The sequence below is a fragment of the Chthoniobacter flavus Ellin428 genome, assembly GCF_000173075.1.
Lineage (GTDB): Bacteria > Verrucomicrobiota > Verrucomicrobiia > Chthoniobacterales > Chthoniobacteraceae > Chthoniobacter > Chthoniobacter flavus.
Genome location: NZ_ABVL01000003.1, coordinates 1 through 15,529, shown reverse-complemented (window position 1 = coordinate 15,529; position 15,529 = coordinate 1). Strand labels below are relative to the sequence as shown.

Annotated in this window: 8 protein-coding genes; 3 read left to right on the top strand and 5 right to left on the bottom strand. The window is 62.7% G+C overall.

Annotation, left to right across the window (positions count from 1 at the left end; genetic code table 11):
• Positions 1-17: 17 nt before the first annotated feature.
• The 5 genes from nrfH to pyk form a co-directional block, all read right to left on the bottom strand.
• A complete protein-coding gene (nrfH, locus tag CFE428DRAFT_RS05435; RefSeq protein WP_006978457.1) occupies positions 18-512 on the bottom strand; it encodes a cytochrome c nitrite reductase small subunit in 495 nt (164 codons plus the stop codon).
• Positions 513-605: 93 nt separating this feature from the next.
• A complete protein-coding gene (gene ptsG, locus CFE428DRAFT_RS05430; protein ID WP_006978456.1) occupies positions 606-2,396 on the bottom strand; it encodes a PTS glucose transporter subunit IIBC in 1,791 nt (596 codons plus the stop codon).
• 5 nt (positions 2,397-2,401) lie between these two features.
• Positions 2,402-4,936: a phosphoenolpyruvate--protein phosphotransferase gene (gene ptsP, locus CFE428DRAFT_RS05425; protein ID WP_006978455.1), complete on the bottom strand. Its 2,535-nt coding sequence runs from the start codon at positions 4,934-4,936 to the stop codon at positions 2,402-2,404.
• Between the two features lie 29 nt (positions 4,937-4,965).
• Positions 4,966-6,588 carry a maltoporin gene (locus tag CFE428DRAFT_RS05420; protein WP_157447427.1) on the bottom strand — a complete coding sequence of 541 codons (1,623 nt, stop codon included), beginning with the start codon at positions 6,586-6,588 and terminating at the stop codon, positions 4,966-4,968.
• Between the two features lie 551 nt (positions 6,589-7,139).
• On the bottom strand, positions 7,140-8,591 hold the full coding sequence (pyk, locus tag CFE428DRAFT_RS05415) for a pyruvate kinase (protein ID WP_042724567.1): 1,452 nt from the start codon (positions 8,589-8,591) through the stop codon (positions 7,140-7,142).
• Between the two features lie 1,523 nt (positions 8,592-10,114).
• Here pyk and CFE428DRAFT_RS05405 point away from each other — a divergent pair.
• The 3 genes from CFE428DRAFT_RS05405 to CFE428DRAFT_RS36610 form a co-directional block, all read left to right on the top strand.
• Complete coding sequence (locus CFE428DRAFT_RS05405; protein WP_193352236.1) at positions 10,115-12,901, top strand: DUF5801 repeats-in-toxin domain-containing protein; 2,787 nt, start codon at positions 10,115-10,117, stop codon at positions 12,899-12,901.
• Entirely contained in the window at positions 12,898-13,752 is an 855-nt protein-coding gene (locus tag CFE428DRAFT_RS37005) for a DUF5801 repeats-in-toxin domain-containing protein (protein ID WP_006978450.1), read from the top strand. The genes CFE428DRAFT_RS05405 and CFE428DRAFT_RS37005 overlap by 4 nt, the downstream gene beginning before the upstream one ends.
• Positions 13,721-15,529 (top strand): DUF5801 repeats-in-toxin domain-containing protein (locus tag CFE428DRAFT_RS36610; protein ID WP_193352235.1); only part of this gene is annotated, 1,809 nt, incomplete at its 3' end. The genes CFE428DRAFT_RS37005 and CFE428DRAFT_RS36610, both read left to right, overlap by 32 nt.

Genomic DNA, 15,529 nt, shown 5'->3' with positions numbered 1-15,529 from the left:
TGGGTGCTCATAAGGCTTCAGTTCAGGTGGCCGACACTCGAGTGGCAGCGAATGCAGGACAGCGTGTCGTTGGTCGAGGAAGTGGCGGTGTCGATGTCGTGCACCACGTCCCGATGGCACTTGCGGCAGGCTTCCTCGGTGACGCGCCGGCTGCGGTCCTTGATCTGGATCGGTTCGTGAAAGTGATCGGTGGTAAAGGCGAGCGAGTGGAAGAAGCCGTGCTCCGCCTTGGTGAAATATTTGGGAACGAGTCCGGCGGGAGTATGGCAATCGTTGCAGGTCGCGACGGCGTGATGGCTGGATTTGGCCCAGGCATCGAGATGGTCCTGCATGATGTGGCAGTTCGCGCAGGCGGCGGGGTCATCGCGCAAATAGGATCCACCCTTGGCATAGGTGAAGGTGAAAACGCCGAGGCCCGCGGCGACCCCGATCACCACGGCGATCCCGCTGGCCAGGGCGATCGTCAGTTTGCTTTGTGGAGCGATGGGATGGGGCAGCGGTTTCGATTTCATTTCCGGCGGCGCAGGGCCTTGGAGCGGTGATGGGTCCTGGATTACTCGCCGGATTTCTCCCCGCCTATCGGACCTTGGTCTTATGGCGAGCCTTTAGGCCGCGCGCGGCATGGCCAGTTGGCCGCGCATTTCCGCTGCATATTGGTCGGCATTGAGGCCGGCGAGGAGATGCAGCGTTTCCCCGGGAAAGCGGACGACCGCTTCGATGCCGGCGGCGAGGAGCGCGGATTCGCTGGCCTTGGCGCCATCCCGCAGCACCACGCGCAAGCGCGTCTCCGCGCAGGCGTCCACGCGCTCGACATTCTCCGCGCCGCCGAGAGCGGCCAGCCAGGCAGCGGCCTTGCGGGCGGCGTCGGGGTCGCGCAGTTTGACCATCACGCCGGCGGCCGGTGGGGCGTGAACGGGGGAAGGCGCTTCGACTTCGTCGGCTTCCGGTCCGGCGGTCTTGAGATACTCCTCCATCTCGGTTTTCAAATTCTCACTCTGCGTGCCGAAGATGGCCTGCACGCCATCGCCCACGACCACGACCCCGGCGGCGCCAAGCGCCTTGAGTTTGTCGGCGCTGGCTTTGGTGACGTCATTCAACTTCACGCGCAGGCGGGTGATGCAGGCGTCGAGACTGGCGATGTTGCTGCGTCCACCGAAGGCGCGCACCAGTTGCAAGGCGAAGCTGTCTCCGCTGGCGCTGCGCGCCGCTTTGGCGGCTTCGTCTTCCACTTCGCGCCCCGGAGTGGCGAGGTTGAACCGGCGAATGGCAAAGCTGAAGACGCCGTAGTAAACGCCGGCCCAGATCGGTCCGAGGACGAACAGCCAGAGCGCGCGGTGCGACTTCGGAAACAGCACGACGTAATCGATGAGACCGTGCGAAAAAGTGAAGCCGTGTTTGATGCCGAGCGCGATGCAGACATAATACGACAGGCCCGCGAGCAGGGCGTGGATGGCGTAGAGCACCGGGGCGACGAAGAGGAACGAAAATTCGATCGGTTCGGTGATGCCAGTGAGAAAGGCGGTGAGCGCCGCCGAGATCATGATTCCGCCGACCTTCACGCGATTTTCGGGACGGGCGGCGCGCCACATGGCGATGGCGGCGGCGGGCAGGCCCCACATCTTGAAAAGATAGCCGCCGGTCATATTTCCCGCGGTGGGATCGCCGGCGATGAAACGCGCAATCTCGCCATGAACGACTGTTCCCGTGGCCGGGTCGGTGTAGCTGCCGGCCTGGAAAAAGAAGGGGACATTCCAGACGTGGTGCAGGCCGAAGGGAATCAACGCGCGCTCGACGATGCCGTAGATGGTGAAGGCGAGCGCCGGGCGCCCGTGCACCGCCCAATGCGAGAAGCTGTCGATGGCCCCGCCGATCGGCGGCCAGATGAAGCTGAGGATCGCGCCGACCAGAATCACGGCAAACGACGTGATGATCGGGACGGATCGTTTGCCGGCGAAGAAGCCAAGATAGGATGGGAGCTTGACCTTGTAGAAGCGGTTGAAACATCCCGCGGCGACCATGCCGACAATGATGCCGCCGAAGACACCGGTCTCGATCGACGGGATGCCCATGATCGCTTTCGTCTCGATCCCGCGCAGGTTGGCGCACACGCCCAACGAACCGAGGAAGACGACATAACCGGTCGTGCCGGCGAGCGCGGCCACGCCGTCATTTTCGGTGAGCCCGATGGCGACGCCGATGGCGAAGAGCAGCGGCAGATTGGCGAAGATGGCGTCGCCGGATTTCGCCATGATGAGCGAGACGCTTTCCGGGAGCCAGGTGAAGTTGGCGCTGCCCACCCCGAGCAGGATGCCGGCGACGGGCAGCACCGAGACCGGGAGCATCATGCATTTGCCGATCTTCTGCAGCAGGGAGAAGGCGTTTTTGAAATTGAACATAGTGCTTAGTCTTCGATTTCCGGGACAAGGGCGCGGACCTCCTCGGCGGTCGCACAGGTCAGCGCGCGCTGGGCGAGGTCGCGGCAGGTGGCGGCGTTCAGGCGGCGGATCTGCGCTTTCACGGTCGGAATGACCGGCAGGCTGACGCTGAGTTCATCGATGCCGAGGCCAACCAGGATCGGCACCGCATGCGGATCGCCGGCGATGCCGCCGCAGATGCCGACCAATCTTTGGTGGGCGTGCGCGCCCTCGATCGTTTGCGCGATGAGTCGCAGCACCGCGGGGTTCAGCGCGTCGACCTTCGGAGCGAGCTTCGGATGGCCACGGTCCATGGCCAGCGTGTATTGCGTCAGGTCATTGGTGCCGATGGAAAAGAAGTCCGCTTCCGCGGCAAAGGCGTGCGCCATGACGGCCACCGCGGGCACCTCCACCATGATCCCGCAGGGGAATGGCGCGATGCCGAGAGCGGCCGATTCCTCCGCGAGCATGGCCTTGGCGTCGCGCAGTTCCTGCACGGTGGCGATCATCGGAAACATCACCTGCAAATGGTATCCGGCGGAAGCGCGGAGCAGGGCGCGGAGTTGGGTGCGCAACACCTCGGGGCGATCCAGGCCGACGCGAATGCCGCGTTCGCCGAGGAAAGGATTGTCCTCGCGGGGAATGGGCAGATAGGGCAGGGGCTTGTCCCCGCCGACATCGAGGGTGCGGATGATCACGTGGTGATCCGGTCCCAGCGCCTGGAGGATCGTCGCATAGCTCTCGGTTTGCTCGTCTTCGCTGGGGGCGGCGGAGCGATCCATGAAAAGAAATTCGGAACGGACCAGGCCGACGCCCTCTCCGCCGACTCCGATCACCTGGCTGGCATCCTTGACGCCGCCAATGTTCGCGAACACCGACACGTGCTGGCCGTCACCGGTGGTGGCGGGTTCGTGCGCGTGGGCGATGTCTTCCCGGCGACGCGCTTCGTGCCGGGTCTGGAGTTGCTGGATGCGCTCGATTTCCGCCGGCGGTGGATTGAGCCGGAGCGAGGCTTTGCCCGCGTCGAGAATGACCGGCGTCCCATCAGGAACATCCAGGGCGGCGGGTTCGATGCCGGCGATGGCGGGAATGTCCAGCGACCGTGCCAGGATGGCGACGTGTGAGGTGGCGCCGCCGCGGATCGTGGCGAAGCCGACCACCCGCCCACGCTCCATCGTCGCGGTGTCGGAAGGAGTGAGATCCTCGGCGATCAGGACGGAGCCATTGGGGTAATTGGGTGCGTGGCGGCTCACCCCGGTCAGCAGTTCGAGCACCCGCCAGCCCACGTCGCGGACGTCGTTGGCGCGCTGGGCGAGCAGTTCGTTGCGCAGTGCGGCCAGGCGTTCCGCGTGGAGCTTCGCGGCGGTCTTCCACGCGAAGGCCGCGCTCTTTCCCTTGGCGATCGCCGAGGTGGCGATGTCGAGAAAGTCGGGATCATCGAGCAACTCCGCGTGAGCGGCAAAGATGGCCGCCTTGGCGGGATCGGTCCGGGCGTGCAACTGCGCCCGCAGGGCTTCGAGTTGGGCCCGCGCCTTGCCGATCGCTTCGGTGAGTTTCGCCTTCTCACCCTCGACGCCGTGCCCCTCCTCTTCGACGGCGATATCCTCACGACGAACCTGAAATATCTTACCGACGGCGATGCCGGGTGAGGCGGCCACGCCCAGGAGGAGGTTGGGATCACTGCTGCGCGGGCGTGGTGCTGGCTGGGCGATCTTCGCTACGACGGTGGTGGCGGGAGCCGGCGCGGGCGCGCAGCCTTCGTCGCCGAGACCTTCGGCGATGAGTTTGGCCAGTTTCTCGACCGCCGGTTTCGCATCCGCCCCCTTGGCCACGACGACCACCTTGTCCCCGTGCTGCACTTCGAGAGCCATGAGCGAGGTGATGCTGCGCGCATTCGCCGTTCGGTCGCCCAGTTGCAGTTTGATTTCGCTCTGGAAGCTCTTGGCCACGTTCGCCAGGACGGCGGCTGGGCGGGCGTGCAGGCCGGTGCGGTTGGGGATGAGGATGGCGTCCGAAGTGACGGTGGCGCCTTCACCGCCTTGCGGCGCGCCGGCGCCATTGGCAAGAGTGAGCTTGAGCAGCATGTCGGACCCGGCTTTCACCGTGCCCGAGGCGCGTTCGATGGCCTGCACGGTCTCACCATTGGTGATGATGATCTCGGTCAGCAGGCTCTTGGCGTGCGTGGCGATTTCGTCGAGGTCGAATTCGATGAGCGGTGCGCCCGGCTCCACGTGGTCGCCTACCTTGACCCGTGGCGAGAACCCTTTGCCTTTGAGGCCCACCGTATCGATGCCGATATGCATGAGCACCTCCACGCCGCCCTCCGCGCGCAGGGTCACGGCGTGCAATGCCGGATGCAGATGCATCACCTCGCCCGCACAGGGCGCGCACAGGCAGGCATCGGTGGGATCGATGGAGATGCCGTCGCCCACGAGTTTTTGGGCGAATACCGGATCCGGCACCCGCTCGAGAGGATAGATCACGCCGGAGAGGGGCGCGGTGAGGGAAAGGATCTTGGACATGAAAGGAGCAGGGGAGGGATGCGTCGCGGTTACCACCAGGCTTCGGCCTGGAGGCCGTAGGACAAACCGCTCGTGGTGTTCTCGTATGCGTCGCCGCCGACGTGCCCTTTGAAGCCGTCGCTCCACGCGGCATAGGTGACGAAGGCGCGCAGGACCGGCCGGCTGAAGTATTTCCCGCCGCGCGAAATCTGTGGCGCGAGGGTGATTTTCCAAAGGTGCCCGTCGGTGCCGAGCGAATCGGTCTTGGTCCAATCGACGCCGGCCTCCAGCGCGATGCTGAAGCGGTCGTTGAAGAAATAGACCGGCCGGGCACCGAGCGAGGCCCAGCGATTGCGCGAATTGGGTCCACCGAAATCGGTGTCCTCGTAGATACCGACCGCCTGCACGGCAAAATGCGGTGAGGGCTGGATGACGAAGTTATCGGTGACCCGGAAGCGGTGGGCGTCGCCGAGGTCCGGTCCGGAGAAGTCCAGCGTGCTGGCGAAGTTATAGGCCGCGCCCTGGCCATACTGGACGCTGAATTCGTTGTAGCCGCCGAGAAGTTTCTCATCCTCGGTGCGGTGGATCAGGCCCACGGCCCAGCCGGCGGAACTCTCGATGCGCAATGGGCTGCCATCGGGATTGAAAACATTCCGCACCTCGCCGCCCTTGGTCGACGCCCAATCGAACCAGAGCGTGACTTTGCCGAAGGGCGCTTTGATGTCGGAGAGCCGCAGGTCGATGTTTTGCTTCGCGACGTCGCCGTTGTGCGTCACATAATGGTCGACGCTGCCCCCGAGCCAGGCGAGCGAGAGCTTGGCGAACTTGCCGATCGGCACATCCTCCACGCCGCCGCCGTAGCCGCTCATGTCGAGGTAGTAGAAGTCGTCGAGGTGAATGTCGTGCCGCTGATAGTAGCGCTGGCCAACCCAGAAACGGAAGTCGGGTGCGCTCTGGAGCACATTTCCCGCTTCGACATAGGCCTGGCGCAAGGCGAAATCATTGCCCTGCGCCTGGTTGTTCAGCGAGTCGAAGCTGAAGTTTTCGCCGGTGCTGTAAGACAACGTCGCCGTGGTGCGCACAAAGGGGGAGGCGGTCGGGTCATCCAGGCGCAGCCAATTGTGCACGAGGGTGAGTTCGCCGTAGGTGTCCGCCTCGTTGCCGAGCCGGAATTTCGCGCCGGCGCCCGGCGCCTGGAAGGCTTCCATCTTTCCTCCTTCGCCATTCATGCCGAACCCGGAGCGCAGATAACCGTGAAACTCGAACGGTTGCGGCAAGTCGTAGAATTTGCGGACATCGAAGGGGAAACCCTCGTCGCGGTAAATATCACGCGTCTCCGTCGCGTCGGCCTCGAGCTTGAGTTCGATGTTCTTGATCGCGTCCGCGTTGGCGGCGGTCTGTCGCGAGGTCGTCCCGGTGGTCGCGGAATGTTCCTCGGTGGTGAGTTCGAGTTCGCTGACGCGTCGCTGCAGCGAGGCGATTTCCGAGGATGATGGCGCCGGTGCCGGCGCGGCTTTCGCTTGTCGTTGCAGGCGCGCATTATCGTTCTCGAGGGTGCTGATGCGCGATTCGAGCTGTTGGATGTGCGATTCGTAGTTCGCCTTCATGGTGGCCAACTCGCCTTCGATCTGTTTGCGAAAGGCATCCATCTCGGGAGACTGCGCCGTGACCACGCAAGGAACACTGGCAAGGCACACGGCGATGCTGATACCCAGCCAGCGAGGGGTGGCCGGTGAGGATGAACAAGGGGGAGAGAGAGGGGAAACTGTCAACGGGGGGAGCCGTTTCTTCATGCACGGAGAGCCTGCCTCCGAGCAGGAATGACCGTCGATAAGACCTTGGTCCTACGGGTGTTCACTGGAGGAGTTGTCCCGTCTGCGCCCCCGTTTTTTTGCATTTACCCTGCGCGGCTGGAACAGAAAATCGCAGGGAGTGTGAAAGAAATAAACTGCCCTCCCCGCGTGTCATTCTGAGCGAAGTGGAGGGAGTGTAACGACCGGAACGCAGTCGAAGAACCCCGTGGAATAACCAGCGAGACGCCTATGGAACTGCATGGCAAACCCGGCGGAACAACCAGCGATGATCTCTGGTCAAGCGGCGGGGTTTGCCCCGCAGTCCCATAGGCGTCTCTCCCGCAAGCGGGATCGGCTTTCGACTCCGCGTCCCGCCACCTCACCATCGGGACGCTCCGCTCAAGAATGACCGCGAGGAGGGCGGTTTATTTTCAGTGATCCGCCGCATCGAGACGGATCAATTCGAGACGATGATTGGCTGTCGGATTCTGCCGCGAAGGACCGGCGACGAGCAGGACTCGATCGGCGGGAATTCCATGTTCGCTCAACCATTGACTGGCGAAGGTGCTCCATTCGACATGCCCCTCCGGAAGATCCACCGGATGGATCCCGTAAGAGAAGGCCAGCCCCTGGCAGACCGTGGGATTGTTGTTCGGCGCCACCACCCAAACGGAAGGTTTGTTGCGCGAAATGAGCCGGGCCGTCGTCCCGCCGCGGGTCGGGACGAGCACCAAATCGCTAGGCACCGTTTCGAGAGCGTACTCGACGAGCGAAGCGATCCGGTCGCTCGGCGTCGTGCCCGCGGGCTTTTGCAGGAATTCCCGTCGGGAAGCGAGAGCGCCCGGCGGACGGTGCGATTCCGTGAAGGTGGCAATTTTCGCGAGCATCGCCACCGCTTCCTCGGGAAACCGGCCCATGGCGGATTCACCGGAGAGCATCACGCAATCCGTGCCATCGAGGATGGCGTTGGCCACATCCGTCGCTTCGGCTCGGGTGGGCAGTCGGCTGGTCGTCATGGACTCGAGCATCTGCGTGGCGGTGATTACGGGTTTGCCCGCGAGGTTCGCCCGGGCGATGAGGCCCTTTTGGGTGTGCGCGATTTCCTCGATCGGCACCTCCACGCCGAGGTCGCCGCGTGCGACCATGATGCCATCGGCCGCGGCGAGAATCTCGTCATAGTGAGCGAGGGCGTCGGCCCGCTCGATCTTCGCGATGACAAACGGCTGCCGGCCGAGCTGCGCCGCCGCGGCGCGCAACGCGGCGATATCGGCCGCCCGTTCGACGAACGACTGGCTGACCGCATCGACCCCAGCACCCAGGGCAAACTCCAGGCAGGCACGGTCGTGCTCGGTGAACGCACCGATGCCGAGATCGATCCCCGGCAGATTCAATCCTTTGCGCGAGCGCAATTCGCCACCCACGGCGACGACACAGCGGACATCGTTGCCCACCACGCTCTCGACGACGAGCTGCACCAAACCGTCATTGAGAAAGAGCCGGTTCCCCGGTTTCACCACGCGGGGCAGCGGCTCGAAACTCATCGAGACGCGCTCTTTGTTGCCGACGACGTCTTCGTTGGTCAGCGTGAAGTGCTCGCCGGGCAGGAGCTGAATCGGTTCGGGATCGATTTTGCCGAGCCGCATCTTCGGCCCGGGCAGATCGGCCATGATGGCCACCCGACGACCCACCGCCCTGGCGGCTGCCCGGATACGACTGACGACTTCACCGTGATGGGCAAAATCTCCATGCGAGAAATTCAGCCGGGTAATATTCACGCCCGCGCGGATGAGCCGTTCGAGCATTTCGGGCGATTCCGATGCGGGACCGATCGTGGCCACGATCTTCGTTTGTGAGCAGGCAGCGCCGTTTTCATGAAGGTGCATATCGTAACACGACGCCTTCATCCATGTCGATGCGGCCCCCGACACCTGCTTCTCGGCCACCGAAAAAGACGAATTGGTGGCTTATCGAATGCGGCGGTGGCCTGGGCTTGATGGTGCTCCTTCTTCCCGAATGTGCCGCGTTCTTCGTTGGGGTTACACGGAGCGTTAAGTCCACCGAGCGCTGCGGCACGGCCGTTTCTGTCGCCACATGTTCGCCAGAGGTCCAGGCCAAACCAGACGCATCGATCCCGAGTTATTGGATCCGTACTTATACTAACTTGTCATTTAGAGAATCAAATGCCGGTTCGATATTGTTACTCGACACTCGATGTTACTCGGGACTCGGGAAAGACCGCCCGTAAGTTATCGAAGTAGTCTATGGTCTACCTCTGCCAGGGGAGGAGCGAGATATGGGATGCGACCTTTGATGTCGACGATGGTCCTCGATTCACCGGGGAGTTAGCCGGCATTGTGCGGACGGGGATAAACAAACCCTATCTTGGTGGTTACTGGGAGCGGCACAGAAAGCGGGAAGGCGAAAACGGGTTTTTAATCCGGGATTCGACCGTGTGTTTCGTTTTTTGACGTGATGGCACGAAACATGCCTCTCAAATTTGAAAAAAGTTGTTGCCTGATTCGCAGCTTTCGTCTTCAATCGTCGACAGATCGAGAGGGTTCCGTGTTCAACGACGCAAATATTGCGGTGACGCGAGCCCCGCTGAGTATACCAGTGCTCAACGGTGGAAGGGAGGGGAATTATCCGCGCGAGAGGGGGGCTGAACGAGGAATCGGGTTTGGATGGATGTTTGGATGCAAAATTTTCTTTGCGCTGAGAGTTTCGGAAATGGGCATGCCGCTGCTCGACAACACCGTGGTTTTCCGGACTTGCCTCGAGGCTTCGAGAGCATCGCGATCCTTTAAATCGCTCATCGAGTTTTTCGTAACAATACGCCGTCGGCCCAGGGCGTGTGAATGCCTCGTCCGGCATTGGCCAACGACTGCCTTTCCTTCCCGTGTTTAGCCGCCACCTCAACCCGTTCTGATGATATGAAGCCGAGTCCTCAGCCGAATCCCGTTCCGGAAAATCCTGCGCCCAAAACGAATATTGATGTTGGCGATCTGACACCTGGGGAGCGCGTGCCATTTGACCCAACGAAAAGTGTCGAGCTTTACAGGGGAGATGAACCACCGTCGGATATCCAGCAAACCGATGACGGGTTCGTCGCTACTTGGGAGGATGGGTTTTATGTGGTGCTGACGCCCGATCTCCCTCCGGTGGGCGAGGGGCCGAGGCAGGTGAGCATCAACAGTGCCCTTTTTGATGCACATCTTCCCGAAATCGCTGCCGGGTCCCTCCTCGGGCGACAGCGAAGGAGCGGTGCCGGATTATCTCGAGTGGGTGGGCGGCCATTCGGATAATCCACCTGCCTTTCGCCCCACTTGGGCCCTATGGACGTGGGCTACCGACTACCGAGACACTCATCGGCAAGTTGCTCCCCACCGAGACTACGACTTCGCCGACCGTGTCATCGCCTTTGCTGGTCACGCCGGTCGAAACAACGCCTGTCGTTGCGCCAGTGGTTCCGCCGATGATCAGCCTCACCGGTAACCCGTCTCCGATAGTCGTCGATGAGAGCTTCATCCCTGGCATTGGTTCGGGAACCGGCCCGGCGGGATCCGCGTCGTCGACGGAGGACTTCAGCAAGGTCTTCACCGCGACACCGGGCAGCGCACCGGCAACGGTGTCCTACGCAATGAGCCTCCCCGGCGGTAACGGTGCGGATTCCGGCCTGATTGATTCCATAACCGGGCAGCACGATATGCTCGTGCTCAATGGCAACACGATCGAAGGCCACGTGGGCACAGTCGGCGGGGTGTTGGCATTCACGGTCACAATCGATCCGAATACCGGCATCACTACGCTCACCATTGATCGGGGTATTATTCAAGGTTCGCCGGACTCACCGGTGGATAGCAACGAAGGGGTGGCGTTGGGGAGCGGGCTGGTGACCTTGACGGCCACCATCACGGATACTTTGGGCAATCATGCATCGGCGACGGTAGATCTCGGTCCGGAACTCACTTTCCTCGACGACGGCCCATCGATTTCCGCTGCAGGTTCAGGCCCAAGCTTCAATGTGGATGAAAGCTTCCTGCCGACGGGGTCGGGGACTGGTCCTGTCGGCTCGACGGTGGACACGGAGGCGTTTGCCGGGGCATTCACCCACGTGAACGGAGCGGATGGAGCAAGCGTCAGCTATGGACTGTCGGTCAGCGCGAGTGGAGTGGACAGCGGGTTGATCGACTCGTTGACCGGTAACCATGTGTTCCTGTTCCTGGAGAGCGGTGCGGTGGTGGCGCGCGAAGGCACGACCTCGGCAACCGCGGCGACGGGACCGATCGAGTTCACCTTGTCGGTGGATGGATCGGGCAACGTGACCGCGACGCTGGATCGCTCGGTGCACCAAAGTTCGGCGGACTCGCCGGTGGATAGCAACGAAGCGGTCTCGCTGACCTCGGGGTTGGTGACCTTGACGGCGACGATTACGGATGCGGACGGCGATCATCAAGCGGCGAGCATCGATCTCGGCTCGCATGTGAGCATCCATGACGATGGCCCGAGCATCACGGCCGTGGGTACAGCGACGGCGCTGAACGTGGACGAGAGCTTCCTCTCGACCGGTTCAGGCACTGGTCCTGCGGGTTCGACGGTGGACACGGAGGCGTTTGCCGGAGCATTCACGCACGTGAACGGAGCCGATGGAGCGAGCGTCAGCTACGGGCTGTCGGTGAGTGCGAGTGGAGTAGACAGCGGGTTGATCGACTCGTTGACCGGCAATCATGTGTTTCTGTTCCTGGAGAGCGGTGTGGTGGTGGCGCGCGAAGGTACTACTTCGGTAACCGCGGCGACGGGACCGATCGAGTTCACCTTGTCGGTGGATGGAACCGGCAATGTGACCGCGACCCTCGACCGTTCGGTGCATCAAGGTTCGGCGGACTCGCCGGTGGACAGTAACGAAGCGGTCTCGCTGACCTCGGGATTGGTCACCTTGACGGCGACGATCACGGATGCGGACGGTGATCATCAAGCGGCGAGCATCGACCTGGGCTCGCATGTAAGCATCCGTGATGATGGTCCGAGCATTACGGCGGTAGGGACAGCGACGGCGCTCAACGTCGATGAAAGCTTTCTGCCGACGGGATCGGGGACCGGCCCTGCGGGTTCGACGGTGGACACGGAAGCGTTTGCTGGCGCGTTCACCCATGTGAACGGAGCCGATGGAGCGAGCGTCAGTTATGGGCTGTCGGTGAGTGCGAGTGGAGTGGACAGCGGATTGATCGACTCGTTGACCGGTAACCATGTGTTCCTGTTCCTGGAGAGTGGTGCGGTGGTGGCGCGCGAGGGCACGACCTCAGGCACCGCGGCGACCGGGCCGGTTGAGTTCACCTTGTCGGTGGATGGATCAGGCAACGTGACGGCAACCCTCGACCGTTCGGTACATCAAGGTTCGGCGGACTCGCCGGTGGACAGCAACGAGGCAGTCTCGCTGACCTCGGGATTGGTCACGCTGACGGCAACGATCACGGATGCGGACGGTGATCATCAAGCGGCGAGCATCGATCTGGGCTCGCATGTGAGCATACATGACGATGGTCCGAGCATCACGGCGGTGGGGACGGCGACGGCGCTGAATGTCGACGAGAGCTTCCTGCCGACGGGATCGGGGACCGGTCCTGCCGGCTCGACGACCGATACGGAAGCGTTTGCTGGAGCGTTCACCCATGTGAACGGAGCCGACGGAGCGAGCGTCAGCTACGGGCTGTCAGTGAGTGCGAGCGGAGTAGACAGCGGGTTGATCGACTCGCTGACGGGCAATCATGTGTTCCTGTTCCTGGAGAGTGGTTCGGTCGTAGCCCGCGAAGGGACGACCTCGGTAACCGCGGCGACCGGACCGATTGAGTTTACCTTGTCGGTGGATGGATCGGGCAACGTGACCGCGACGCTGGATCGCTCGGTGCATCAAGGTTCGGCGGACTCGCCGGTGGACAGCAACGAAGCCGTGTCGCTGACTTCCGGTTTGGTCACCTTGACGGCGACGATCACCGATGCGGACGGAGATCATCAAGCGGCGAGCATCGATTTGGGCTCGCATGTGAGCATCCATGACGATGGCCCGAGCATCACGGCGGTGGGGACAGCGACGGCGCTGAACGTGGACGAGAGTTTCCTGCCGACGGGATCGGGGACCGGGCCTGCCGGCTCGACGGTGGGACACGGAAGGCGTTTGCCGGGGCGTTCACGCATGTGAACGGAGCGGATGGAGCGAGCGTCAGCTATGGGCTGTCGGTGAGTTCGAGTGGAGTGGACAGCGGATTGATCGACTCGTTGACGGGTAACCACGTGTTTCTGTTCCTGGAGAGTGGTGCGGTGGTGGCGCGTGAAGGGACGACTTCGGCGACGGCGACGACCGGACCGGTTGAGTTTACCTTGTCGGTGGATGGATCGGGCAATGTGACCGCGACGCTGGACCGCTCGGTGCATCAAAGTTCGGCGGACTCGCCGGTGGATAGCAACGAAGCGGTGTCGCTGACCTCCGGTCTCGTCACGCTGACGGCGACGATCACGGATGCGGACGGTGATCATCAGGCGGCGAGCATCGATCTCGGCTCGCATGTGAGCATCCATGACGATGGTCCGAGCATCACGGCGGTGGGGACGGCGACGGCGCTCAATGTGGATGAGAGCTTCCTGCCGACGGGATCGGGGACGGGCCCGGCGGGTTCGACGGTGGACACGGAAGCTTTTGCCGGAGCGTTCACTCACGTGAACGGAGCGGACGGAGCGAGCGTCAGCTACGGGTTATCGGTGAGTGCGAGCGGAGTAGACAGCGGATTGATTGACTCGCTGACCGGCAATCATGTCTTCCTGTTCCTGGAGAGTGGCGCGGTGGTGGCGCGCGAAGGGACGACCTCGGTAACCGCGGCAACGGGACCGATTGAGTTTACCTTGTCGGTGGATGGATCAGGCAACGTGACCGCGACGCTGGATCGCTCGGTGCATCAGAGTTTCGGCGGATTCACCGGTCGACAGCAACGAAGCGGTCTCGCTGACCTCCGGTCTGGTCACCTTGACAGCAACGATCACAGATGCAGATGGTGATCATCAGGCGGCGAGCATCGATTTGGGCTCGCATGTGAGCATCCATGACGACGGTCCGAGCATCACGGCGGTGGGGACAGCGACGGCGCTGAACGTGGACGAGAGTTTCCTGCCGACGGGATCGGGGACCGGGCCTGCCGGCTCGACGGTGGACACGGAGGCGTTTGCCGGGGCGTTCACCCACGTGAACGGAGCGGATGGTGCGAGCGTCAGCTATGGACTGTCGGTGAGTTCGAGTGGAGTGGACAGCGGATTGATCGACTCGCTGAGTGGCAACCATGTATTCCTGTTCCTGGAGAGCGGTGCGGTCGTAGCCCGCGAGGGCACTACCTCGGTAACCGCGGCGACCGGGCCGGTTGAGTTCACCTTGTCGGTGGATGGATCGGGTAATGTGACCGCGACGCTGGATCGCTCGGTACATCAAAGTTCTGCGGATTCGCCGGTCGACAGCAACGAAGCGGTCTCGCTGACCTCCGGTCTCGTCACCTTGACGGCAACGATCACCGATGCGGATGGGGATCATCAGGCGGCGAGCATCGACCTGGGCTCACATGTGAGCATCCATGATGACGGTCCGAGCATCACGGCGGTGGGGACTGCCACCGCGCTCAATGTCGACGAAAGCTTCCTACCGGCGGGATCGGGGACGGGCCCTGCCGGCTCGACGGTGGACACGGAGGCATTTGCCGGCGCGTTCACCCACGTGAACGGAGCCGATGGAGCGAGCGTCAGCTATGGGCTGTCGGTAAGTTCGAGTGGGGTAGACAGCGGCTTGATTGACTCGTTGACCGGCAATCATGTCTTCCTGTTCCTGGAGAGCGGTGCGGTGGTGGCGCGCGAAGGGACGACCTCTGTAACCGCGGCGACGGGACCGATTGAGTTCACCTTGTCGGTGGATGGATCGGGCAACGTGACGGCAACGTTGGATCGCTCGGTACATCAAGGTTCTGCGGATTCGCCGGTCGACAGCAACGAAGCGGTCTCGCTGACCTCCGGTTTGGTCACATTGACGGCGACGATCACGGATGCGGACGGCGATCATCAGGCGGCGAGCATCGATCTGGGCTCGCATGTGAGCATCCATGACGATGGCCCGAGTATCACGGCGGTGGGGACGGCGACCGCGCTCAACGTGGACGAAAGTTTCCTGCCGACGGGATCGGGGACGGGCCCCGCGGGTTCGACCGTGGACACGGAGGCATTTGCCGGGGCGTTCACCCATGTGAACGGAGCGGATGGAGCGAGCGTCAGCTACGGGCTGTCAGTCAGTGCGAGTGGAGTGGACAGTGGGTTGATTGACTCGCTGAGTGGTAACCACGTGTTCCTGTTCCTGGAAAGTGGTGCGGTGGTGGCGCGCGAGGGCACGACGTCGGTAACCGCGGCGACCGGGCCGATTGAGTTCACCTTGTCGGTGGATGGCGCCGGCAATTTGACGGCTACGTTGGACCGTTCGGTGCATCAAAGTTCTGCGGACTCGCCGGTCGACAGCAACGAAGCGGTCTCGCTGACCTCCGGTTTGGTCACCTTGACGGCAACGATCACGGATGCGGACGGCGATCATCAGGCGGCGAGCATCGATCTGGGCTCGCACGTGAGCATTCATGACGATGGCCCGAGCATTACGGCGGTGGGGACGGCGACCGCGCTCAATGTGGACGAGAGTTTCCTGCCGACGGGATCGGGGACCGGTCCTGCGGGCTCGACGGTGGACACGGAGGCATTTGCCGGGGCATTCACCCACGTGAACGGAGCGGATGGTGCGAGTATCAGCTATGGA

Coding starts and splice junctions, on each gene's coding strand:
- nrfH (WP_006978457.1), bottom strand. CDS start 512: ATGAAATCGAAACCGCTGCCCCATCCCATCGCTCCACAAAGCAAACTG.
- ptsG (WP_006978456.1), bottom strand. CDS start 2,396: ATGTTCAATTTCAAAAACGCCTTCTCCCTGCTGCAGAAGATCGGCAAA.
- ptsP (WP_006978455.1), bottom strand. CDS start 4,936: ATGTCCAAGATCCTTTCCCTCACCGCGCCCCTCTCCGGCGTGATCTAT.
- pyk (WP_042724567.1), bottom strand. CDS start 8,591: ATGCACCTTCATGAAAACGGCGCTGCCTGCTCACAAACGAAGATCGTG.